At 58.5% G+C, this 21,972-nt stretch carries 29 protein-coding genes; 18 read left to right on the top strand and 11 right to left on the bottom strand.

Features of this window, described 5'->3' with window-relative positions:
* The first annotated feature begins 42 nt into the window (after window positions 1-42).
* On the top strand, window positions 43-420 hold the full coding sequence (locus tag PJL69_RS07955) for a hypothetical protein (protein ID WP_271309181.1): 378 nt from the start codon (window positions 43-45) through the stop codon (window positions 418-420).
* Here PJL69_RS07955 and PJL69_RS07950 read toward each other — a convergent pair.
* From PJL69_RS07950 to PJL69_RS07935, 4 genes are all read right to left on the bottom strand, one after another.
* Window positions 417-1,589 (bottom strand): lytic murein transglycosylase, encoded by a 1,173-nt coding sequence (locus tag PJL69_RS07950; RefSeq protein WP_271309180.1) that lies wholly within the window; start codon window positions 1,587-1,589, stop codon window positions 417-419. The genes PJL69_RS07955 and PJL69_RS07950 overlap by 4 nt on opposite strands.
* Window positions 1,590-1,653: 64 nt before the next feature.
* A complete protein-coding gene (gene cbiB / locus PJL69_RS07945; RefSeq protein ID WP_271309179.1) occupies window positions 1,654-2,562 on the bottom strand; it encodes an adenosylcobinamide-phosphate synthase CbiB in 909 nt (302 codons plus the stop codon).
* Window positions 2,559-3,542 (bottom strand): threonine-phosphate decarboxylase, encoded by a 984-nt coding sequence (locus tag PJL69_RS07940; protein ID WP_271309178.1) that lies wholly within the window; start codon window positions 3,540-3,542, stop codon window positions 2,559-2,561. The genes cbiB and PJL69_RS07940 overlap by 4 nt, the downstream gene beginning before the upstream one ends.
* A 78-nt stretch (window positions 3,543-3,620) precedes the next feature.
* Window positions 3,621-4,595 (bottom strand): glutathione S-transferase family protein, encoded by a 975-nt coding sequence (locus PJL69_RS07935; protein WP_271309177.1) that lies wholly within the window; start codon window positions 4,593-4,595, stop codon window positions 3,621-3,623.
* Window positions 4,596-4,833: 238 nt separating this feature from the next.
* Between PJL69_RS07935 and PJL69_RS07930 the strand changes: the two genes are divergently transcribed.
* Entirely contained in the window at window positions 4,834-5,184 is a 351-nt protein-coding gene (locus PJL69_RS07930) for a hypothetical protein (protein WP_271309176.1), read from the top strand.
* A 57-nt stretch (window positions 5,185-5,241) separates the two neighbouring features.
* Here the strand turns inward: PJL69_RS07930 and PJL69_RS07925 are convergent, their stop codons facing one another.
* On the bottom strand, window positions 5,242-6,414 hold the full coding sequence (locus tag PJL69_RS07925; protein WP_271309175.1) for a MalY/PatB family protein: 1,173 nt from the start codon (window positions 6,412-6,414) through the stop codon (window positions 5,242-5,244).
* Window positions 6,415-6,537: 123 nt separating this feature from the next.
* On the opposite strand from PJL69_RS07925, the gene def (PJL69_RS07920) reads away from it, so the two are divergent.
* Genes def (PJL69_RS07920) through PJL69_RS07900 form a run of 5 tightly spaced genes read left to right on the top strand, consistent with a single transcriptional unit; the run spans window position 6,538 to window position 9,230 of the window.
* A complete protein-coding gene (def, locus tag PJL69_RS07920) occupies window positions 6,538-7,050 on the top strand; it encodes a peptide deformylase (RefSeq protein WP_271309174.1) in 513 nt (170 codons plus the stop codon).
* A complete protein-coding gene (def, locus tag PJL69_RS07915) occupies window positions 7,047-7,538 on the top strand; it encodes a peptide deformylase (RefSeq protein WP_271309173.1) in 492 nt (163 codons plus the stop codon). The genes def (PJL69_RS07920) and def (PJL69_RS07915) overlap by 4 nt, the downstream gene beginning before the upstream one ends.
* A complete protein-coding gene (gene def / locus PJL69_RS07910; RefSeq protein ID WP_271309172.1) occupies window positions 7,535-8,029 on the top strand; it encodes a peptide deformylase in 495 nt (164 codons plus the stop codon). The genes def (PJL69_RS07915) and def (PJL69_RS07910) overlap by 4 nt, the downstream gene beginning before the upstream one ends.
* Window positions 8,030-8,075: 46 nt before the next feature.
* Window positions 8,076-8,984 (top strand): methionyl-tRNA formyltransferase, encoded by a 909-nt coding sequence (gene fmt / locus PJL69_RS07905; protein ID WP_271309171.1) that lies wholly within the window; start codon window positions 8,076-8,078, stop codon window positions 8,982-8,984.
* Between the two features lie 9 nt (window positions 8,985-8,993).
* The gene (locus tag PJL69_RS07900; RefSeq protein WP_271309170.1) at window positions 8,994-9,230 is read left to right on the top strand and encodes a hypothetical protein; all 237 of its coding nucleotides are present in this window, start codon (window positions 8,994-8,996) and stop codon (window positions 9,228-9,230) included.
* A gap of 21 nt (window positions 9,231-9,251) precedes the next feature.
* On the opposite strand, the gene rnhA is transcribed toward PJL69_RS07900, so the two are convergent.
* The 5 genes from rnhA to PJL69_RS07875 form a co-directional block, all read right to left on the bottom strand.
* Window positions 9,252-9,704, bottom strand: a complete 453-nt coding sequence (rnhA, locus tag PJL69_RS07895; RefSeq protein ID WP_209097062.1) for a ribonuclease HI — start codon at window positions 9,702-9,704, stop codon at window positions 9,252-9,254.
* Window positions 9,697-10,302: a class I SAM-dependent methyltransferase gene (locus PJL69_RS07890; RefSeq protein ID WP_271309169.1), complete on the bottom strand. Its 606-nt coding sequence runs from the start codon at window positions 10,300-10,302 to the stop codon at window positions 9,697-9,699. Before PJL69_RS07890 ends, rnhA begins: the two co-directional genes overlap by 8 nt.
* Window positions 10,299-10,913, bottom strand: coding sequence for a LysE family translocator (locus tag PJL69_RS07885; protein ID WP_271309408.1), 615 nt, complete (start codon window positions 10,911-10,913; stop codon window positions 10,299-10,301). Before PJL69_RS07885 ends, PJL69_RS07890 begins: the two co-directional genes overlap by 4 nt.
* 33 nt (window positions 10,914-10,946) lie before the next feature.
* Window positions 10,947-11,399 carry a DUF3429 domain-containing protein gene (locus PJL69_RS07880; RefSeq protein WP_209097059.1) on the bottom strand — a complete coding sequence of 151 codons (453 nt, stop codon included), beginning with the start codon at window positions 11,397-11,399 and terminating at the stop codon, window positions 10,947-10,949.
* 446 nt (window positions 11,400-11,845) lie between these two features.
* Window positions 11,846-12,421 (bottom strand): LabA-like NYN domain-containing protein, encoded by a 576-nt coding sequence (locus PJL69_RS07875; RefSeq protein ID WP_209097057.1) that lies wholly within the window; start codon window positions 12,419-12,421, stop codon window positions 11,846-11,848.
* A gap of 151 nt (window positions 12,422-12,572) precedes the next feature.
* Between PJL69_RS07875 and folK the strand changes: the two genes are divergently transcribed.
* From folK to rnc, 9 genes are all read left to right on the top strand, one after another.
* Window positions 12,573-13,133: a 2-amino-4-hydroxy-6-hydroxymethyldihydropteridine diphosphokinase gene (folK, locus tag PJL69_RS07870; RefSeq protein WP_209097055.1), complete on the top strand. Its 561-nt coding sequence runs from the start codon at window positions 12,573-12,575 to the stop codon at window positions 13,131-13,133.
* 75 nt (window positions 13,134-13,208) lie between these two features.
* Window positions 13,209-13,562 carry a DNA-directed RNA polymerase subunit omega gene (rpoZ, locus tag PJL69_RS07865; protein WP_209059254.1) on the top strand — a complete coding sequence of 118 codons (354 nt, stop codon included), beginning with the start codon at window positions 13,209-13,211 and terminating at the stop codon, window positions 13,560-13,562.
* Between the two features lie 26 nt (window positions 13,563-13,588).
* Window positions 13,589-15,724: a RelA/SpoT family protein gene (locus PJL69_RS07860; RefSeq protein WP_271309168.1), complete on the top strand. Its 2,136-nt coding sequence runs from the start codon at window positions 13,589-13,591 to the stop codon at window positions 15,722-15,724.
* A 20-nt stretch (window positions 15,725-15,744) separates the two neighbouring features.
* Window positions 15,745-16,401 carry a DUF2062 domain-containing protein gene (locus tag PJL69_RS07855; protein WP_271309167.1) on the top strand — a complete coding sequence of 219 codons (657 nt, stop codon included), beginning with the start codon at window positions 15,745-15,747 and terminating at the stop codon, window positions 16,399-16,401.
* A 97-nt stretch (window positions 16,402-16,498) separates the two neighbouring features.
* Window positions 16,499-17,245 carry a pyridoxine 5'-phosphate synthase gene (locus tag PJL69_RS07850; protein ID WP_271309166.1) on the top strand — a complete coding sequence of 249 codons (747 nt, stop codon included), beginning with the start codon at window positions 16,499-16,501 and terminating at the stop codon, window positions 17,243-17,245.
* Window positions 17,242-17,871, top strand: a complete 630-nt coding sequence (locus PJL69_RS07845; RefSeq protein ID WP_271309165.1) for a LysE family translocator — start codon at window positions 17,242-17,244, stop codon at window positions 17,869-17,871. The genes PJL69_RS07850 and PJL69_RS07845 overlap by 4 nt, the downstream gene beginning before the upstream one ends.
* 5 nt (window positions 17,872-17,876) lie before the next feature.
* Window positions 17,877-18,299: a holo-ACP synthase gene (gene acpS / locus PJL69_RS07840; RefSeq protein WP_271309164.1), complete on the top strand. Its 423-nt coding sequence runs from the start codon at window positions 17,877-17,879 to the stop codon at window positions 18,297-18,299.
* A gap of 71 nt (window positions 18,300-18,370) precedes the next feature.
* Window positions 18,371-19,207: a signal peptidase I gene (lepB, locus tag PJL69_RS07835; protein ID WP_271309163.1), complete on the top strand. Its 837-nt coding sequence runs from the start codon at window positions 18,371-18,373 to the stop codon at window positions 19,205-19,207.
* A gap of 7 nt (window positions 19,208-19,214) precedes the next feature.
* Complete coding sequence (gene rnc / locus PJL69_RS07830) at window positions 19,215-19,895, top strand: ribonuclease III (protein ID WP_209097041.1); 681 nt, start codon at window positions 19,215-19,217, stop codon at window positions 19,893-19,895.
* Window positions 19,896-19,898: 3 nt separating this feature from the next.
* Here the strand turns inward: rnc and PJL69_RS07825 are convergent, their stop codons facing one another.
* The gene (locus PJL69_RS07825) at window positions 19,899-20,234 is read right to left on the bottom strand and encodes a thermonuclease family protein (protein WP_271309162.1); all 336 of its coding nucleotides are present in this window, start codon (window positions 20,232-20,234) and stop codon (window positions 19,899-19,901) included.
* A gap of 443 nt (window positions 20,235-20,677) precedes the next feature.
* On the opposite strand from PJL69_RS07825, the gene era reads away from it, so the two are divergent.
* Entirely contained in the window at window positions 20,678-21,586 is a 909-nt protein-coding gene (gene era / locus PJL69_RS07820; protein WP_209097039.1) for a GTPase Era, read from the top strand.
* Window positions 21,587-21,597: 11 nt separating this feature from the next.
* The gene (locus PJL69_RS07815) at window positions 21,598-21,927 is read left to right on the top strand and encodes a DUF1491 family protein (RefSeq protein WP_271309161.1); all 330 of its coding nucleotides are present in this window, start codon (window positions 21,598-21,600) and stop codon (window positions 21,925-21,927) included.
* Window positions 21,928-21,972: the final 45 nt, after the last annotated feature.

Here is a 21,972-nt window from a genome sequence, read left to right as displayed (position 1 = left end):
CAGCCGCCGCCCGGTTTAGAGTTGAGCCATGGAGGATCTGTGATGCGGATGATGATCGCGGTTTTGATGTCGCTGGCCACGCCTGTGGCGGCGCAGGACTGGAAAGCCCAACCGGGTGACACAGCTTTTGATCCCGCAGCGCTGACTGAGCGCCTCTCCGGCCAGACGCTGGTGTTTTTTGACGACGGCCAATCGGTTTTTGAAAGCAATGGCCAGTATCAATACACCTACGGTGGCGGTGGCACCTGGTATGGCCATTGGGAGGTCACCGCAGACAGCACCTTCTGCGTGACCTTTGTGACGGGCGTCGAACGTTGTGACCGGATTGTGGAAAATGATGGTCGACTTGTCTTGCAAACCAAAGATGGCATGCGGTTCCCGGTGCGCGAAGAGCGCGCACACCAGGAGGCAGACACTTAAAGCGCGTTCAGCAGCTGCTGCGTGGGCCATGCATCCGCGGGCAGGCCAAGGCGCTGTTGTTCCGCTTGCACAGCACGGCGGGTGAGCTTGCCAAGAATGCCATCCACTTTGCCCACATCATGACCGCGCGCCTTGAGCTTTGTCTGCAGCTGCTTCATCTGCGCGCCGCTGAGGCCGGGATCAGCATTGCCCGCATCATAGCGCGCGGCCCCTTCCAACCGCGTGGCGAAATAGGCCGCAGTGGTCACATAGACAAAGCTCTTGTTCCACTCAAAATAGACATTGAAGTTGGGATAGGCGAGAAAGGCCGGGCCCTTGCGCCCCTGTGGCAGCAACAGCGAGGCGGGCAGATTGGCCAGCCGCCCTTCGCGCGGCTTCACGCCCATCTTGGCCCATTGATTGGCTGGTAACGTGGTGTCCAGCCCGGATTTGGACCAATCCAGATTGGCCGGCACAGTGACCTCCTGAAGCCATGGCTCCCCGGCGCGCCATCCAAGATGCGACAGCATCTTGCCCCCAGACATCAGCGCATCCTGCGGGGAGGTTTTCAGGCGCACCTTTCCATCGCCGTCGCCATCCACACCGTTTTCGATGATATCGGCGGGCAGCATCTGCACCATGCCGATCTCTCCCGCCCAGGCGCCTGTGGTCTTGGTCGGGCTCAGGTCGCCACGTGTATACAGCTCAAGTGCGGCAAACACCTGTGGGCGGAACAGCTCCGGACGGCGACAGTCATGAGACAATGTCACCAGCGAATTCAGTGTGTTGAAATCCCCCTGAAACGCGCCGTAATCAGTCTCAAACGCCCAAAAGGCCAGTAGCACCCCGCGCGACACGCCATATTGACGCTCAATCCGATCAAACGTGCTGGCATATTGCTGTGCTTTCTTGCGGCCCACATCTATGCGGTTCTGGCTGATCAGACGCTGGCTGAAATCCAGAAACGGGCGCTGAAACACGCCCTGGCTGCGGTCCGCTTTGAGCGTCGCCGGGTCTTGTCGCACATTGGCAAAAAACGCATTCACCGTGCTTTTGTCATAGCCCATGGAACGCGCCTCTTTCTTCAGGCCGTTGACAAAGCTGTTAAATCCACCGCCGCATTGCGCAATGGCTGTGCTGGCAGTGGTGATGGAAAGAACGGCAGCGGCAAGCGCAGGCAATAGACGCATCTGAAAGTCCCTAAAGCAAAATCTGCGCACAGACATAGCCAGAGGGGGATGCTGGGGCAAGCGTTCAGAACAGGGCGAGCACCACCGCCGCCGCCAATGTCAGCGCCCAGCTGCGCCACAACGCGGTGCAGGCGGCATCCACATCCTCAGCGCTTAGCGTTTTGCGCCCCTGCGGGTTCACAAATGGAAAACTCTGCATTTTGCCATCATAGGCACGTGGCCCTGCCAGAGAGATGCCCAAGGCGCGCGCCATGGCGGCCTCTGGCCAACCCGCATTGGGGGAGCGGTGCAGCCCTGCATCCGCCCGGATGTCGCGCCATTGCGAAAGCCCTGCGTGGCTCACTGCGATCAAAATCGCCGTCAGGCGTGCGGGCACCCAGTTCAACACATCATCCAGCCGTGCAGCCGCCCAGCCAAACTTCAGGTATGTCTCAGAGCGATAGCCAATCATGCTGTCTGCGGTGTTCACCACCTTGTAAACCAGCAGGCCCGGCAGCCCTCCGATCAGGAACCAGAAGGCCGGGGCAATCACGCCATCACTCAGGTTCTCAGCACCGGATTCAATAGCGGATCGCGCGACTGCGCTTTGATCCATCGCGGCGGTGTCGCGGCTGACAATCCGCGCCACCATGCGCCGCCCATCCCCCAGCGACAGGCGCAGCCCATCGCCCACGGCGCGCACGTGATCCACCAGCGAGCGTTGGGCCAGCAGGATTGCGGCAATCAGCAGCTCTGGCAACCAGCCAAACAGACCGATCACCTTACCAAGCAACAAGGCACCAATCACCAGTCCCACAACAACCAGCACACCTTTCAGGCGGCGCATCTCACCGGTGTTGAATCGTGCATCCGCCATGCCAATCACGCGTCCCATCAGCACAGCGGGATGGGGCAGGCGCTGCCACAGCCAGCGTGGCTCTCCCAGCGCGGCATCCAATAGCATTGCGCCAACCAGTACACATGCGGTGCTCATGGGTGTGTCTCCATATGCGTCAGCGCGTCTTTCAGCTGTGCCCAGCGATCCGGGGCGGGCAGGCCAAGACGCAAAAAAGTCTCTGAATAAGGGAAAATGCGGCTCCAGATGTGGCGCTCGGCCAGATCTGCCTGCCAGCGGGCAGCGTCTGCCACGTCGTACAGGCGAAACAGCGTGGTGCCGCCCACAACCCGCGCGCCTTTGGCAGTCATCATTCCATCAAGCCGGTCGCTGTCTGTTTGCAGCCGTGTCCGTGTTGTCTCAGCCCAGCTGTGATCTTGCAGGGCGGCTGCACCCGTGCGCAAGGCCGGTCCAGACACGGCCCAGGGGCCCGTGAGCGCGGTAAGCTTGGCAATGGTGTCAGGCGTTGCAATGGCAAAGCCCAGCCGCAGGCCCGCGAGCCCCCAGAACTTGCCAAAGCTCTTGAGGACAATCCGCCCCGGCTGATCTGCCAGATGGATCAGGCTCTGATCCGGGCACACGTCACAGAAGCTTTCGTCAATGACAACCAGCGGCGCGTCGACATCCTCTGCCTGCCAGAGCTTGCCAGTGGGGTTGTTAGGATGCACCAGCACCCGCGCTGTGCGAGCGGTATCCTCAACCGCCCAGCCCTGCGCCGCGAAAGCGGCGGCATGTTCATTGTAAGTGGGCTTTGGAATATCGACAGCGTCCGCAGGTGCCAGCGCTGGAATGCGGGCAATCAGGGCCGAGGCCCCCGGCGCTGCGATAATCTCTGCCCCATCCGGCACATTCCAAAAGGTGCGTGCCGCTGTCAGCAGGGCGTCCTGCGCCGCTTGATCGGGCAGATCGTTCCAATCCGCCGCGGTGAATTCTGGCAGCGGGTAGGGCACGGGATTGATCCCGGTGGAAAGGTCCAGCCAGTCAGCTCGCGTGCCGCCCCAGCGTGCCACCGCTGAATCAATACCACCGCCATGATCGCGGGGCGGCATTACTGAAACCAAGTCTTTTTCCGCCTGCATGGTGACGCGCTCCCAGCCTGTCAAAACTGTCTGTCAAAGCGCGGCTACACCAGTCAGGCGGGTTTTGGCAAGCGGTGCTCAACCACGCCCATGTGGTGCGTCAAAATCCAGCACCGGATTGATCGGCACAATGCGGTGCGGATTGATGCTTTCGTGGCTGCGATGATAGTGGCCGATGATGTGATCCATATTCACGGTCTCCGCCACGCCCTCCACTTGAAAAAGCTCCCGCGTGTAGGCCCAGAGATTTGGATAATCGATCAGTCGCTTGCGGTTGCATTTGAAATGTAAATGATACACCGGATCAAAGCGCACCAATGTGGTGAACAGCCGCCAATCCGCTTCGGTGATGTGATCTCCCATCAGATAGCGGTTTTGCGAAAGCCTCTCTTCCAGCCAGTCCAGCGTGTCAAACAACGGCACCACAGCCGCGTCATAGGCCGCCTGCGAGGTGGCAAAACCGCTCTTGTAAACGCCGTTGTTCACCGTGTCATAGATCCGCGCATTGACCTCTTCGATTGCATCGCGCTCAGCCTCTGGCCAGAAATCCAGCGTATTGCCGGTCAGCCCGTCAAAGGCGCTGTTGAACATGCGGATGATCTCAGAGCTTTCATTGCTCACAATGGTCTCGCGCTGCGTGTCCCAGAGGATCGGCACGGTCACCCGGCCGGAATAGGTGGCATCCGCTTTGGTATAGAGGCTATGGGCAAAGGGCAGGCCATAAAGCGTATCACCGGTTGCGCCGGCATCGTCTTTCTCAAAGGTCCAGCCTTCACCAAGCATGTCGGGATGCACCGCCGAAATGCTGATGTGATCCGTCAGACCCTTCAGCTTGCGAAAAATCAGCGTGCGATGCGCCCAGGGGCAGGCATAAGACACATAGAGGTGGTAGCGCCCGCTCTCCGCTTTGAAGCCGTCCATGCCGCTTGGCCCGGCGCTGCCATCGGCGGTGATCCAATTGCGAAACTGCGACTGGGAGCGCACAAATTTGCCGCCCGTGGACTTAGTATCATACCACTGGTCGGTCCATTTTCCGTCTACCAAAAGGCCCATGGCGCGCTCCTGTTTGCTGTGCTGGTTGGCTCTGTGTGTCAGGTCAAGTTAGGGTGCGCGCCCTACGCAGAAAACTGACATATCCGCGCGATCACTGCGCGCATCCGCACAGACACCACAGGTAAATCGCGCCAATACAAGGCGTTGCGCAGCCGCCGCAGGCGCGACGTTTACAAAATCTTCGCTTGACCGGGGCCATACTGAAAGGGACGATGAGGACCGCTGCTGGAGATTCCAAATGACCACATATTTTTCTGCTGAAGTTCAGGCGGGCATTGATGCGGCCCGTAAAAAGGCTTTGAAACAGCGCCATCGCCTGCGTGTCGAGGCAGATGGTCGTAGCATTCGCGTGCTGCGTTACTGGGAAGATGGGTTCACCCTAGACGCCGAAACCGCTCCGCAACTGCGTGGGCTGGTGGATCTCTATGACGGCAGCAAGCACCTCTATCAGTGTCTGGTGATCGCAACCGACGAAGAAGATGGCGAAATGCGCTATGAGTTCAAACGCTCCACGCCAGCGATGGATCGCGCGCCCGTCGATTTCTATCAGGAAGACGGTGCCCCCGTCGCGCTGATCGAACAGCACTGATCGCGGGGCAAACCGCGCTCCCCGTACCGTCTGAACGGTCGGAGAGCGCGAAAACTCTTATTGCAGATCCGCAAAAGCCGCGCGCAAACGATCTGCGGCTTCCTGAACCCGCGCCCGTGGCGTGGCAATGTTAAAGCGCAGGAAGTTCTCCCCACCTTTGCCAAAAGTCGGCCCGTGGTTCACCGCAATGCGCGCGTCTTTTTCCACACGTTTGGTGAATTCTGCGCGCGACATGCCGGTGTCTGTGAAATCCACCCAGCTCAGATAGGTCGCTTCAAGTGGCATCGAGGCCACGCCCGGAATATCCGCAATCGCCGCGTCCAGAATTTTGCGGTTGCCATCCAGATAGGTGACCAGATCATCCACCCAGGCCGCACCCTCGGGCGAATAGGCCGCTTCCGCCATGAACAGGCCAAAACTGTTGGCCGAAATCCCAAGTGCCGCCATCCGCGCTGCAAATTTCGCACGCAGTGTTGTGTCCGGGATGATCACATTGCCCGAATGGCTGCCAGCGATGTTGAAGGTTTTCGTGGTCGCCGTCATCATGACCAACCGATCCAGAATGCTCTCGTCGACCAGTGTCATTGGAATGTGGGTGTTGCCCGCATAGACCAGATCGTGGTGAATCTCATCGGACACCAGAATGAGGTCATGGCGCTTACAGAAATCGGCAACGCCCTGCAGCTCCTCGCGCGTCCAGACGCGGCCCCCCGGATTGTGCGGCGAGCAGAGGATGAACATGGTCTCATGTCCTTTCATCTGCGCATCCCAGGCGTCAAAATCCATCTCATAGCGCCCGTCATTCAGCGCCAGTGGACATTCCACCACCTCACGTCCCGCCGCTTTGATGACACGGGCAAAAGCGTGATACACTGGCGTGGTCAGCACAACGCCGTCCCCTGGCTTGGTAAAGCTGTCAACACACAGCCCGGTGCCATTCACCAGCCCATGGGTGGTGAAAATCGCCGCGGGATCCACATCCCAGCCATGGCGGGTCTTCATCCACCAGCAAATCGCCTCATTGTAGGCGGTCTCGTCACCATAATAGCCATAGACGCCCTGCGCCTGCATTTTGCCAATCGCATCTGCCACGCATTGCGGCGGGCGGAAGTCCATATCCGCAACCCACATCGCGATCCCGTCATCGGCAGGCACGCCATAGATTTGCTCCATCATGTCCCATTTCACAGAGTGGGTGCCAAAACGGTCGATGATCTCGTCAAAACTCATGCGGTGCGTCCTTTGTTTAACAATGCAAGGCACGCTAGCGAAATGCGGCGCAGGTGCAACCCATCTTGCGTGCGGCGCGCCTACCCCGTTGCGTATGGGGCGCGTCTGTCCTAGATGGAGGCCATGATCAAACCCATTCTCATCCACCCCGATCCGCGCCTGAAAAAACTCTGCGCTCCCGTTGCCGATCTGAGTGACGAGCTGCGCACGTTGGCCGATGACATGCTGCAAACCATGTATGACGCGCCCGGCATTGGCTTGGCTGCGCCGCAGGTGGGCGTGCTTGAGCGTCTGATCGTGATGGATTGCGTCAAGGATGGCGAGCCGGAGCCGGTGGTGATGTTTAACCCCGAAGTGCTCTCAAGCTCCGACGATCTCAGCGTCTATGAAGAAGGCTGTTTGTCGATCCCGGAGCAGTTCGCCGAGGTCACCCGCCCCGCCGAAGTGCGCGTGGGCTGGATTGATGTCGATGGCAACCCGCAGGAGAAAGACTTCGATGGTCTTTGGGCCACTTGCGTGCAGCATGAAATCGACCATCTGAACGGCAAACTATTCATCGACTATCTGGGCCCGATGAAACGCCAGATGATGACCCGTAAGAGCCAGAAAATGAAGCGTGAGCTGGCGCGCGGATGAGTGTTCTTCCGCTGGTTTTTTATCCAGATGCGCGCCTGTCTGAGGTTTGCGCCCCTGTGAACGGGGAAGACCTGCGCCCCCTGATCGCTGATATGTTTGACACCATGTATGCCGCCCCAGGCCGTGGCCTCGCCGGGCCGCAAGTCGGGGTCATGAAACGTGTCTTTGTGATGGACTGCACTTGGAAAGAGGGCACGCGCACGCCGATGGCCTTCCTCAATCCAGAGATCGTCGATCTGAGCGCGGTTGAGGACACGCTTGAAGAGGGCTGCCTGTCGATCCCTGATCTGATGGTGCCGGTTGTGCGCCCGTCTGAGATCACAGTGCGGTGGACGGATGCGCTGGGCGTGGCGCACCAGCAGGCTTTTGACGGGTTTGAAGCTCGCTGCATTCAACATGAAATGGATCATCTCGATGGCCGTGTGACGCTCGATCATATGTCTGCCTCCGCCCGCGCCGAGATTTTGCAAGGATACACCACACCATGACCGTTCGCCCCTGCCTGCCATGGCCCGACAAACGCCTGCGCACTGTTTCTGACCCTGTGGCAGAGATCACCGATGAGGTTCGCCAAGTCTGGGATGATCTGATCGACACCATGTATGCGATGCCCGGTGTGGGTATGGGCGCAAACCAGATTGGCGTGCTCAAACGTCTGATCGTGGTGGATGCCACCGAAGAGGGCAATCAGCCCGTCCGCATGGCTAATCCCGAAATCCTGCACGCCTCAGTGCAGCCGCGTGAACATGAAGAGGCCAGCCCCAACCTTGTTGGTGTGTCTGCCAAAATCTCCCGCCCGCGCGCAGTGACCGTGCGCTATATGGATGAGCATGGCGCAACTGTGGAAAAGGATTTTGTTGGTCTCTGGGCCACTTCCGTTCAGCACCAGATCGACCACATCAATGGCAAAATGTACTTTGACCACCTCAGCAAAACCAAACGGGCCATGCTGATCAAAAAGGCGCAGAAACAGCGCTAAGCACCCAGCACCACCAATGCGGAACGGACCTCACAGGAGACACAAAATGCGCATTCTTTTCATGGGCACCCCGGAGTTTTCCGTCTCCGTTCTTGATGCATTGGTGCAGGCAGGCCACGACATTGCTGCCGTTTTCTGCCAACCGCCGCGCCCCGCGGGCCGTGGCAAGAAAGACCGCCCAACTCCGGTCCATGCCCGCGCGCTTGAACTGGGACTTGAGGTCCATCACCCCACCAGCCTGCGCAACGACGAGGTGCAAAAGACCATCCGTGACCTGAAAGCAGATGTGGGGGTCGTCGTGGCCTATGGGCTGCTTCTGCCGCAAGCCGTGCTTGATGCGCCTGCACAGGGCTGCCTCAACATCCATGCGAGCCTTTTGCCGCGCTGGCGTGGGGCTGCGCCGATCCATCGCGCGATCATGGCCGGGGATGCGGACACTGGCGTTTGCATCATGCAGATGGATGCGGGGCTCGACACTGGCCCTGTGCGCCTGCGCCGCGAAATCGCCATCGGTGCCGAAGAAACCACCGCCCAGCTGCATGACAGGCTTGCGGCTTTGGGCTCTACCGCCATTGTCGACACACTGGCCACGCTTGCGGATTTGCCTGCTGAGCCTCAGCCGGACGACGGCGTGACATACGCCGAAAAGATCGACAAATCAGAGGCCCGCATCGACTGGTCCGCGCCCGCCATCGAGGTGGATCGCAAAATCCGTGGCCTGTCGCCGTTCCCCGGCGCATGGACCGAGATCGATGGCCAGCGGGTGAAGCTCCTCGCTTCCCGCCTTGCCGAAGGGCAAGGAGAGGCTGGCACCTTGCTTGATGAGACGTCAATCACCGTCGCCTGTGGTGAAGGGGCCGTGCAGCTTCTGCGCTTGCAACGTGCGGGCAAAGGCGCGCAGGATGCGGATATCTTTCTGCGGGGCTTCCCGCTCACCAAAGGTCAGCAATTCTAAGGGCGCGCGATGTTCTTTGCCTTTTTTGGAACCATGATTATCGCCGGGATCATCGGCTACGCCTCAGAGCGCAGCGGATTCACGCACAATGGCTATATCCCGTCGATCATCATCTGTGTCGGCGGCGCATTTCTGTTTTTCATGATCAGCCGCATGTTCCACATCGGCTTTGGCAGCCCCGGCATGAACGCCATCGTCGCCTCCATCGGCGCGCTGATCATCGTGCCGACCCATTACCGCAAATAGCGCTGCTTACTGTCCAATAGCTTACTTTTTGAACGGCGCCATGCCTTCGCGCGCCAGCTCATCAGCGCGCTCGTTTTCCGGATGGCCTGCGTGGCCCTTGACCCATTCCCATGTCACTTGATGGCGCGCCTGTGCCGCATCCAGCCGTTGCCACAGCTCGACGTTTTTCACAGGCTTCTTGGCTGATGTCTTCCAGCCGTTTTTCTTCCAGCCAAAAATCCAGCCAGTCACACCGTTTTTGACATATGTGCTGTCCGTCACAACGGTGATGGTGCTGGCCCGCTCCAGCGTCTCAAGCGCCATGATCGCGGCCATCAGCTCCATCTTGTTGTTGGTGGTCTCAGGGGCACCGCCAGACAGATCACGGGATTTGATCACGGTCTCGCCATCTTTGGCTTGCAGCAGCACGCCCCAACCCCCCGGACCCGGATTTCCAGAACATGCGCCATCGGTATATGCAATCAAATCAGCCATGCGCGGTCAGTATGACATATGTGTCGTCACTGCCAGCCAATCCTTTGGCATTTCCCCGCCTTTTCTGCGTGATGGTGAACCCGGCCGCTTCCAGCAGGTCGATCAACTCGGCTTCCTCATAATAGCTGTAAAACCGCCCCAGTGCGTCGCGGCTTTCGCCTGTGCCAAGCTTCATGCCAATGTGGAACGCCCCGCGTGGTTTCAATGCGGTTTTGATGCGGAGCAAATGCGCGGGCATATCCGCCTTGGGGGCATGCAGCAGGCTGAAATTGGCCCAGATGCCATCGTATTTCGCCTCTGCGGTCAGGTCTTCAAACACCCCGACGGTGACATCCAGATCGAACTTCTCTTTCGCCAAAGCTGCCATTTCAGCGGAGGCATCCATCGCCTGCACCTGATACCCAGCATCCCGGATCTTGGCCGCCCATTGTCCCGGCCCACATCCCAGGTCCAGCACCAGCCCGTTGTCTGGCAACAATGCAAACAGCCCGTTCAGATCTTTCAGCTGATCGATATCGCCTTCGGCCACTTTCGAAAAGCGCTCTGCATAGTCTCCGGCAGCCTTGGCATAAACCTTCATCGTTTCCTGATCGCTCATGTCCGCTCCAATGCCAGTCTGCCAGCCAGCGCCACAAACAGCGCCGCAAAACTGCGGTTCAGCCAAGCCATCACGGTCTCGCTGCCCAACAGCATATCCCGCGCTTTGGCAGCAAACAGCCCATAAAGCACAAACACCGCAAAGGTCATCGCCATGAACATCGCGCCCAGTGTTGCCATTTCAACAGGTGCCGTGGCCGCACTGCCGCTCAAAAACGGAGGCAGCAGGGCGAGGAAAAACACCGACAGTTTGGGGTTGAGAATATTGATCAGCGCTCCACGCCGGGCAATCACGCCGCCGATCTGCTGGCGCTGCTCTGCCTGCACCCGCAGCGCGCCCTCGCTGCGCAGTGTCTGCCAGGCCAGATACAGCAGGTAGGCCACGCCGGCAAACTTCACGATGTTGAAAAGAACAGCCGAGGTGTGCAGCACCGCCGCCAGCCCCAAAGTGGCGGCAACCAAATGCGGGACAATGCCCAACGTACATCCCACAGCCGCCCAAATCGCGGCGCGTGGGCCTTGGCCCAATCCCATGGCCAGTGTGTAAATCACACCTGTGCCCGGCGCGATCACAACCACCAGTGCGGTGACCAAAAACTGAACTGAAATCATCATCTCCCTCCCAAGGGTTTCAAATGCAATTGTTTAAAACATCACAGTCATCGCAAGGCAGCTCACCACAATGGCCGTCAACAGCAGGCGCAGGTGCATCCACCACACAGGTGTCAGTCCCCAGCGGAAAAACGCAAAATCCAGCGCCAATAGCCCCACAAACCCGAAAATCAGATTGGTGCCTGCACTCACCGGCCCGCCCCCGGTCATGAAAAACGCCCAGAGCGCAGGAATGACCGACAGCACATAGCCGGTGGCGGCCCGCCCCCCTTCGGCTTTGGTGGCAAATCCCCAGAGCACGCCAGACATGAAACTCAGTATGATCGCACCATAATAAAGCTGCACATAAGGCCCGGCAAATCGTGGGCCGAGCGTTTCGGTTGTCCAAAGCGCCAGATCCGCGTTCACATAGGTCAGGGCGCCCCAGAGAAACGGGATCACGCCTGCCAACCCAAGTGTTAGGGGCGCCAAGGGAATGCGTCGCATCTTCAACCTCTTGTCTTTGTTTGTGTCTTTGCGTGCTACGGGCGCTTTGGGCTTTCACACGCTCAGCGAGTAAACTATCGCGCTGCCATGAAGTGCAACAGAATAAACTTTGGCGTGTTGCTTGTTGTGACAGTCCTGCCTTTCACAGTCTCTCCGGCCAGTGCCGAGAAATCTTGTCATCCCAGCTATATCGGGGCCTGTTTGCCGCCAAATGGGCCAGATGTCGACTGCGCGGGGGGCAGTGGCAATGGCCCTATGTACGTGAATGGTCCAATCAAGGTTGTAGGGCCAGACCCTTACGGGTTGGATCGCGATGGCGATGGCAAAGCTTGCGAGAAAAAGCGCAAGAACGTCAGGAAACGGGGCTGACACGACGCAGGGCCGTGGCCGCAAAATAACCGGAATGCAGCGCACCCCGGTTTTCAAAGATCTTAAAGGTGGCGGGCTTAGTCGCCCACCATCTCCGCTTCACGGCCCGGCTCTGGCATCGGGTCACGTGGCGGGCGGCCGATCACATCGCGCAGACCATCCAACTCAATAAAGTTGTCGGCCTGACGACGCAGTTCGTCGCTGATCATTGGAGGCTGGCTGCGGATGGTTGACACCACCGACACGCGCACGCCCTGACGTTGCAAGCTTTCCACCAGCGGCCGGAAGTCCCCATCTCCCGAAAACAGCACAATGTGGTCCACATGCGGTGCGAGCTCCATGGCATTGACTGCCAGCTCGATATCCATGTTTCCTTTGACCTTCCGGCGGCCCTGAGCATCCGTGTACTCTTTGGCGGCCTTGGTCACCATGGTGAAACCATTGTAATGCAGCCAATCGACCAGTGGGCGGATTGGCGAATACTCATCATTTTCAAGAAGCGCTGTGTAGTAAAACGCGCGAAGCAGCTTACCACGGCGCATAAATTCCTGCCGCAATAGCTTGTAGTCGATATCGAACCCGAGCGACTTGGCAGCCGCATACAGATTCGAACCGTCTATGAACAGCGCGAGCCGTTCGTCTTTGTAAAACATAAATTGTCCTTTCTGGCTCTGTCGCGCTTTGAATGTCCCGTGAGTGTAAATTTGGATAGGCACGACAGCGTTAAATAAAATATAGGTATATCTCCGTGCCTTCAAGCACCTGCGGCACGTCACTTTCAACTCGGTGTAACGGAGTCTTTACGTGAGCAGAAACGCCCTCCTGGCGCTTGGCAGCAACCTGCCTTCAAAATCGGGGTCCCCCAAAGAAACGCTTTTTCAATCGATTAACTTGCTGAGTGGCAATGCAATCCATCTTCGCGCAATTAGCCGATTCTTTCAAACCCCTTGTTTTCCAGCAGGTGCGGGGCCCGATTTTGTGAATGCCGCGGTCATCGTTCACACAGAGTTGACAGCAAATGAGCTGCTCACCCACCTGCATCAAGTTGAATCCGACTTTGGCCGTGAGCGTATCACGCGATGGGGGACGCGTCCTTTGGACATTGATCTGATTGCGATGGACGATTTGGTTTTGCCGGATGCAGCCACGCAAACGCATTGGCGTGAACTCGACTTGGCAACACAGGCAACCCTCGCACCAGAGCAACTGATTCTCCCGCATCCGCGTGTGCAGGACCGTTCCTTCGTCTTGGCGCCGCTTCTGGACATCGCCCCGCACTGGCGCCACCCGTTGATTGGCCTCACAGTTGCGGAAATGTTTGCGCAATTGCCTGAAACAGACCGCAATGAACCGCAGCCTCTGTGAATCCTGCTTGTCAAGGGGTACAATCCCGCTTACATACACGACTTCCGACCCGATGCTTAATGACTGGAGTGCCTCATGGCCCGCGTGACCGTTGAAGACTGCGTAGACAAAGTTCAGAACCGTTTTGAGCTGGTGATGCTCGCGTCCCACCGCGCCCGTGAAATTTCGGCTGGTGCCGCAATCACGTTGGATCGCGACAACGACAAAAACCCAGTGGTGGCACTGCGCGAGATTGCAGAAGAAACCCAGACTGCGGATGAACTGCGCGAGCGCCTGATCGAATCCAACCAGAGCCAGATCGAAGTGGACGAACCAGAAGAAGACCGCATGGCGCTTCTGATGGGTGCCGAAGCGGACACACCGGCTGAGGACGACATGTCCGAAGAGAAACTTCTGCGTGCCCTCATGGAAGCGCAAGGCCAGGGCTAAGGCCCCAGCAATGACGGTAGGCGCTAATGATCCCTGCTGACGAACTTGTCGACCACATTCGCGCCTACAACCCTAAGACCAATGATGATCTTATTCGCGCGGCCTATGACTTTGGCCGCGAGATGCATGAGGGCCAGTTCCGCCACTCTGGCGAGCCCTATTTTACCCATCCGATTGAAGTTGCCTGTATTCTGGCAGAGCAGCGGCTGGATGACGCCTCTATCATAACCGCGCTTTTGCACGACACGATCGAGGATACCAAAGCTTCTTATGAGTTGGTGGCAGAGCGTTTTGGAAATGAGGTCGCCATGCTTGTGGATGGCGTGACCAAGCTGACCAACCTGCAGCTGTCCTCCTCAGAAACCAAACAGGCCGAAAACTTCCGCAAGCTGTTTATGGCTATGTCCAAGGATCTCCGCGTGATCCTGGTGAAGCTCGCAGACCGTTTGCACAACATGCGCACGATCAAGGCCATGCGACCAGAGAAACAGGCCGTGAAAGCGCGTGAAACCATGGATATTTACGCGCCGCTTGCGGGCCGCATGGGCATGCAGTGGATGCGCGATGAGCTTGAGGATCTTGCGTTCAAGGTGCTCAACGCCGATGGGCGCGCCTCGATCATGCGCCGCTTTGTGACCCTGCAGAAAGAAACCGGCGATGTGATCGAAAAGACCACCGCCGATATAGTGCAGGTGCTGTCCGACCAGCATGTGCACGGCGAGGTCTACGGGCGTGCGAAAAAGCCTTATTCGATTTGGCGCAAGATGCAGGAAAAGGATCAGGGCTTCTCCCGACTTTCCGATATCTACGGCTTCCGCATCATCACCGATTCAGAGGACAGCTGTTACCGCGCCCTTGGGGTGATCCATCAGCGTTGGCGCGCGGTGCCGGGGCGTTTTAAAGACTACATCAGCCAACCAAAATCCAACGGCTACCGCTCAATTCACACCACTGTCTCCGGCCGCAATGGCCGCCGTGTGGAGGTGCAGATCCGCACACGTCAGATGCACGATGTGGCCGAGTCCGGTGTGGCCGCGCATTGGTCCTACAAAGATGGTGTGCGGGGCGAAAACCCCTTTGCCGTCGACCCGGTGAAATGGATTTCCGGCCTCACTGAACAGTTTGATGCCGATGATGATCACGAGGATTTCCTCGAAGCTGTGAAGCTTGAGATGTATTCCGATCAGGTGTTCTGCTTCACGCCGAAAGGCGAAGTGGTGCAATTGCCCCGTGGCGCGACACCTGTCGATTTTGCGTATTCCATCCACACGCGGATCGGCCATGCCTGTGTGGGCGCGAAGGTCGATCACACCCGCGTACCGCTCTGGACACGTATCAAAAACGGCCAATCGGTTGAGATCATCACCGCCGAGGGGCAGACACCACAGGCCAGCTGGCTTGATATGGCCAAGACCGGCAAAGCGCGTACCGCGATTCGTCGCGCACTGCGGGAAATGGACCGCGAGCGTTTTGTGAAACTCGGGGCCGAACTTGCCCGATCCGCTTTTGAGCATGTCGGCAAAAAGTCCACCGACAAAGTGCTGGATCTGGCCGCCAAACACCTGCGTCTGAAAGATCGTGACGAAGTGCTGGCCCGTCTCGGCTCCGCGGAATTGACCGCGCAGCAGGTTCTACAGGCGGTCTATCCTGATCTGGCCCCTTCGGAAGCCGATGAAATCAGCTCTGAGCGCGCGGTCATTGGTTTGTCTGCGGACCAGAGTTTCAAACGTGCCCCCTGCTGTCAGCCACTCCCCGGCGAACGCATTATTGGCATCACCTACCGCGGGCAGGGCGTAGTCGTGCACAGCATCGACTGCGATTCGCTGTCCAACTACGAAGACCAGCCCGATCGCTGGTTGGATCTGCATTGGCATGCCGGAAAACACAAAGCGATCTATGCGGTGCAGCTCTTTGTCACCATTGGCAATGACGCCGGCGTACTGGGGCGTATTTGCACATTGATCGGCGAGAACAACGCCAATATCTCTGACCTCGAGTTCGTGGACCGGAAACCGGATTTTTACCGCCTGCTGTTAAGCGTGGATCTCAGCGACGCTGAGCATCTGCACAAGCTTATGCTGGCTTTGGAGGCGGAAACCGACGTGGCCGAGATCGAACGTTACAGAAACCCGGAGAGGGCCCGCACCGCGCTGGCGCCCTGACGTAACTGAGGACAGACCCGGTGGTATTCAAGCGCCGCGACAGACGACCCTTACTCCGAGTCCTCGGCGAATTTTTCTATCCGCGTGGCGGTTGGGGACGTGCATTTCGCTATGTGAAGCACCGTGTCCATCGCCTTCCCGGCACCCCCGAAACCATCGGCCGCGGTATCTGGGCGGGCGTGTTCACCACCTTCACGCCCTTTTACACGCTGCATTTTGTGGTGGCCGCAATTTTGGCGCGCATTTTGGGTGGCAATATTCTCGCGGCGCTGCTGGCGACCTTCTTTGGCAACCCGCTCACCTATGTGCCGATTGGTGTGGTGTCTCTGCAAACCGGGCATTTTTTGCTGGGCACGGAGTTTGAGAAAGGCCACGAGCTGTCGCTTGGGGCGAAATTCGCCAACGCAGGTGCGGACTTGTGGCACAATCTCTTTGCGCTTTTCACCGACGAAGTGCCAGATTGGTCCGGTCTGCGGATCTTTTATGATGAGGTGTTTTACCCCTACATGATTGGCGGGATCATTCCGGGCATCATCGCCGCAACCATCATGTATTATCTCTCTGTTCCCGTGATCCGCGCCTATCAAAAACGCCGCTCCGCAAAATTTGCCGAACGCATCGCAAAGGCGCGGGCCCGTGCCGAAGAGGCGGCGGCAAATGTTCAGGCTGATAACTGAGCCTTATCAAATCTTTTGATCACAATTCGGTTTTCCTCGCGCGCGCCCCGGCATAGGGTCGCCCTATATTTGAAGTAGCGAGATGAGGACTGAGATCATGCTGCGTCTAGGGGTGAATATCGATCACGTTGCCACCGTGCGGAATGCGCGTGGCTCTGCCTACCCGGATCCTGTCCGCGCCGCGAAGCTGGCCGAAGAGGCCGGGGCCGATGGCATCACCGCCCACCTGCGCGAAGACCGTCGCCATATCGTGGATGCGGATATCGACGGTCTGATGGAGGCGCTCACCGTGCCGCTCAACTTCGAGATGGCCGCAACAGAAGAGATGCAGGCCATCGCCCTGCGCCACAAACCGCATGCGGTCTGCATCGTGCCGGAAAAGCGCGAAGAGCGCACCACCGAAGGCGGACTTGAGGTGGCGCGCGAGGAAAACAAACTGGCCCATTTCATCGCGCCACTGCGCGATGCGGGCAGTCGTGTGTCTATTTTTATTGAGGCAAACCAAAAACAGATCGAAGCGGCAAGCCGCATTGGCGCGCATGTGATTGAGCTGCACACCGGGGCCTATTGTGACTACCACTATGAAGGCCGTTTTGACGCGCGCGATGCAGAGCTGGCACGCCTCACCGAAATGGCCACCTTTGCTCATTCCCTTGGGCTGGAGGTCCACGCGGGCCATGGCCTGACCTATGAAACCGTCGCCCCCATCGCTGCGCTGCCGGAGGTGGTGGAGCTCAACATCGGTCATTTCTTGATGGGCGAAGCCATGTTCTGTGGCCTGCAACCCGCAATCGAGGAAATGCGCCGTCTGATGGATGCTGCGCGGGCCGGTTCAGAGGAATGATCACACCCGAGTTCATAGCAATCTGGATTGCCTGGCTCATGGCGGGCGGCTCTCCGGGACCGGCCACCATGGGCATTGCGGGCACCGCCATGTCCGCAGGCCGCCGGTCTGCACTGGCCTTTGCACTGGGTATTTTGGCAGGCTCCGCCAGCTGGGGTATTGCCGCCGCGCTTGGTCTGTCTGCAGTGATGCTCGCCAATGTCTGGGTCTTTGAAATCCTGCGCTATGCCGGGGCTGCTTATCTCGGCTGGCTGGCGCTTAAGGCGCTGAAACGCGCGGTGGCCAAAGACACAACTGCCGCCGCTGGCACGCCCTTTTCCGGCAGCGCCCGCAGCCTCTTTGCCAAAGGTGCCGCGATCCACATCACGAACCCCAAGGCGATCCTCAGCTGGGCGTCGATCTACGCCATTGTCGCTCCGGCGGAGGCCACACCCGCCATACTCTTTGGCTATTTCGGCCTGCTGTATCTGGGCTCGATCTTGATCTTTATCGGCTATGCGTTCCTGTTTTCCTCAGAGAAAGTCGTGCGAGGCTATCGCCGCGCGTCTCGCTGGTTTGATCTCGCCTTCGCAGGCTTCTTCGGCTTTGCTGGCTACAAAATCCTGACCGCACGTTTGCAGGGGTAAACGGTATGATCCTTGGTATTGGCTCAGATCTCGCCAACATTGACCGCATCGCGGGCACGATTGAGCGCTTTGGTGACCGTTTCAAAAACCGTGTATTCACCGATGTCGAACAGGCCAAAGCAGAGCGTCGCCGTGACACGGTTGGCACCTATGCCAAGCGTTGGGCCGCCAAAGAAGCCTGCTCCAAGGCGCTTGGCACCGGTCTGGCGATGGGCATCAGCTGGAAAGATATGGCGGTCAGCAATCTGCGCACCGGACAACCCGTGATGGAGGTCACCGGCTGGGCCAAAGAGCGGCTGGCAGAGATGACGCCCCCGGGCCATGAAGCGATCATTCACGTGACCCTGACCGATGATCACCCCTGGGCGCAGGCCTTTGTTGTGATCGAAGCCCGCCCATTCGCAGCGGCACCGGGACAGTCTGCTTGACACCCCGCGCCCGCGCCCGCATGTAACCTCAGACCCAAAACCACTGGCAAAACGAGCGGAGAGCATCCCCCATGGCGGAAAAAGCCAAAAGTGAAAGCGGCATTGTCGAGACCATCAAAACGATCTTCTGGGCGCTGCTGATCGCCGGTGTCTTCCGCACCCTGTTCTTCCAGCCGTTCTGGATCCCGTCGGGCTCCATGAAAGACACGTTGCTGATTGGCGACTTTCTCTTCGTGAACAAGATGACCTACGGCTACTCCTACGCCTCCTGCCCATCCGTGCGCATTCCGGCAGTGGGCGTGAACATCGACGCCGAAGATCTCTGCGGCTGGCTTGGTGGCAACAATGGCCGTCTTCTGGGCGGCGAGCCGGAGCGCGGCGACGTGGTGGTCTTCCGCCATCCGGTAACCGGCTATGACTTCATCAAACGCCTGATCGGTCTGCCCGGCGACAAGGTGCAGGTCAAGAACGGCGTGGTCTATCTCAACGGCGCGCCGGTGAAACGTCAGGCGGACGGCGTCTTCCGCGAAGAATACGGCCCGCAAGGCCCGCAACGCCACCGCCCGCGCTGTGAAAACGGCCCGGTTGGTGATGGCGGCATCTGCGCCAAGTCCCGCTATATCGAGACCCTGCCCAACGGCAAATCCTACGCGACGCTTAACATCACCAACCAGCAGTCTGACAACACAGGCATCTATACCGTCCCCGAAGGCCACTACTTCTTCATGGGGGACAACCGCGACAACTCCACCGACAGCCGCGTGCCGCAATCCGCACGTGGGGTGGGCTTTGTGCCCTATGAAAACTTGATCGGTCGTGCTGACCGCATCATGTTCTCCTCTGCTGGCAGCTCCATGTTTGCCTTCTGGACCTGGCGCGGGGACCGTTTCTTCAAAGGGATCGAGTGAGGGCCACGTGAAACTCGCAGCGGAACTGAAAGCGCTTGAAACACGGTTGGGGCACAAGTTTGCACGCCCCGAGCTTCTGGTGCGCGCGGTCACCCACTCCTCCATGTCTTCGCCCACAAGGCAGGACAACCAGCGGCTGGAGTTTCTGGGCGACCGGGTGCTTGGGCTTGTCATGTCTGAGGCCCTGCTGGAGCATGACAAATCCGCCGCCGAAGGCCAGCTCGCCCCACGATTCAATGCGCTTGTGCGCAAGGAAGCCTGCGCTGATGTGGCGCGCGAGATAGATCTGGGCGCGGCTCTGAAACTTGGCCGCTCCGAGATGATGTCCGGCGGTCGCCGCAAACAGGCGCTTCTGGGCGATGCCATGGAGGCAGTGATCGCCGCCGTTTACCGTGATGCAGGTTTTGATGCGGCCAAGGCCCTGATCCTGCGTCTTTGGGGTGATCGGGTCAAAACTGTTGAGTCTGATGCGCGCGACCCAAAGACCAGCCTTCAGGAATGGGCACAGGCACGCAAACTGCCGCCACCACGCTATGAGCTGGTCAAACGCTCCGGGCCGGACCACGCCCCCGTGTTCACCATTGCCGCAAAGCTTGAGAATGGCGCAACAGCTGAGGCCACCGACAATTCCAAGCGCAAAGCAGAACAGGCCGCCGCAAAGGCCCTGCTGGAGAAGGTGAGCGGTTAGGCCTTAGACGCCAGGCGGCAACTTTCCGCGATGTTTCGCTGCAACGCGCCAAAGCTTTTTGCGCGCGTTTTGAGTTTCAAATTCGCTATAGGCGCCACCTGAAAACTTGGACCAGTCGAGTGCCAGCCCCTGTTTCACTATCTCAGCGCTAAGGTCGGTGCCGTCATCCAGAACGCAATGTGCTACCACGCGATCATAGCTGCTTTCTGGAAGTAGATTGGCTGTGACTGTTCGGCCTTTGGTGAGCGAGACCATCGCCCATTTGGCTTTCTTTCCATAAGGTTGGTCCATCTCTGGCGCATCAATGCCAAAGAGACGTATGTGCGTTTTATCTATCACGATGGTGTCGCCATCGATCACATAGCATTTGCCGACCAACTGTTTCTTTGCAGGTGTGTTGGCAGGTCGGATCGTTTCCTTGGAGGAGTGGCGAATTGGAGGCTTTTCGATACCCTGCAGTTTTGGTTTGTCAGAAAGGTAGTTCGCCTTTGGCGGAAAAGATGGCCGTTTTGGCGGGGCCCAGAATAAGCTTCTAAGGAACTTGATTAGCATAGCGGTATTCAACTCAAAGGTGTTCTGCCCACCTTCCTTGAAATTTCGAAGCCGCTCAAGACTTTAGATTGTGAGGCTAACAAACTTTGTTCGCGCATCGTAAAACGGGTTTCAGTGAGAAAACCCAACTCTCGCATATCTCCCATGCGCATCAGGCCCCTAGCCCCAGCGCAGAATTTCCGCTACAGACGCCCCTTAACCAGCCACAGCTGACTCACAAAGGCATTTACATGACCACACGCGCCGGATTCGTTGCCCTGATCGGAGAGCCCAACGCGGGCAAATCCACGCTCACCAACCAGATGGTGGGGGCGAAGGTTTCGATCGTGACCCATAAGGTGCAGACCACCCGCGCGCGCATCCGTGGCGTGGCGCTGGAAGGCGACAGCCAGATTGTTTTTGTGGACACGCCCGGCCTGTTCCGCCCGCGCCGCCGCTTGGACCGCGCGATGGTTGCCGCTGCTTGGGGCGGGGCTGCGGATGCCGATGTCATCGTGATGATGGTGGAGGCACATCGCGGCATCACCAAAGGTGTGGAGGCCATCCTGGAACAGCTCGAAGAGATTTCTGAAGGCCGCAAAGTGGCGCTGGCCATCAACAAGATTGACCGCGTGAAATCCGACGCGCTTCTGGCAATGACCAAAGATCTCAATGAGCGTTTTGACTTCGTTGAAACCTTCATGATTTCCGCAGAGAAAGGCCACGGCTGCGCCGACCTGCGCAAATGGCTGGCCGCAGAGCTGCCCGAGAGCCCGTGGCTCTACCCCGAAGATCAGATCGCCGATCTGCCCATGCGCATGATCGCCGCCGAAATCACCCGCGAAAAGCTCACCCTGCGCCTGCACCAGGAGCTGCCCTACCAGATGACGGTGGAAACCGAAAACTGGGAAGAGCGCAAAGACGGCTCCGCACGTGTGGATCAGATGATCTACGTCATGCGTGACGGGCACAAAGGCATCGTTCTGGGCAACAAAGGGGAGACCATCAAGGCGGTCTCCAAAGCCGCCCGCGAGGAGCTCGAAGAGTTCATGGGCCGTCGTATCCACTTGTTTTTGCAGGTGAAAGTGCGTCCAAACTGGCTTGAGGAAAAAGAGCGTTATTCCGAAATGGGCCTTGATTTCAAAGACGGCAACGCCTGAGGATCGCGCCCATGCGCCTGACCGCTGATTTCTGGGTGCATGCCTATATTGCGCGGCTTCGGCTGGCCGATATTCCGGCCTTTGTCGTCGCCCATGGCGATGACACGGCGGGCGCGGTTCTGGTGAAACTCAACACGCTCGATGGTAAGGCCACCGTGTTTCAGCGCAGCTTTGATCTGATGAGCGGGGAGCGCAAATGGGTGGTGCTGTCTGAAGGCGATGAGTCTGAGGTGGATGCGGCATTGGCCCGTCAGCGCAGCTTTGATCCAGACGCCTGGGTGATCGAGGTTGAGGACCGTCAGGGGCGCCATTTGCTCGATGAGCCGGGTCTGTCTGACTGATCTCACAACAAACGGCTTTCCTTTCAGCACGGTAACGGCTTTTCT

This window comes from Shimia sp. MMG029 (assembly GCF_027947445.1).
Classification (GTDB): Bacteria; Pseudomonadota; Alphaproteobacteria; order Rhodobacterales; family Rhodobacteraceae; genus Shimia.
This window is presented reverse-complemented; position numbering and strand designations above follow the sequence as displayed.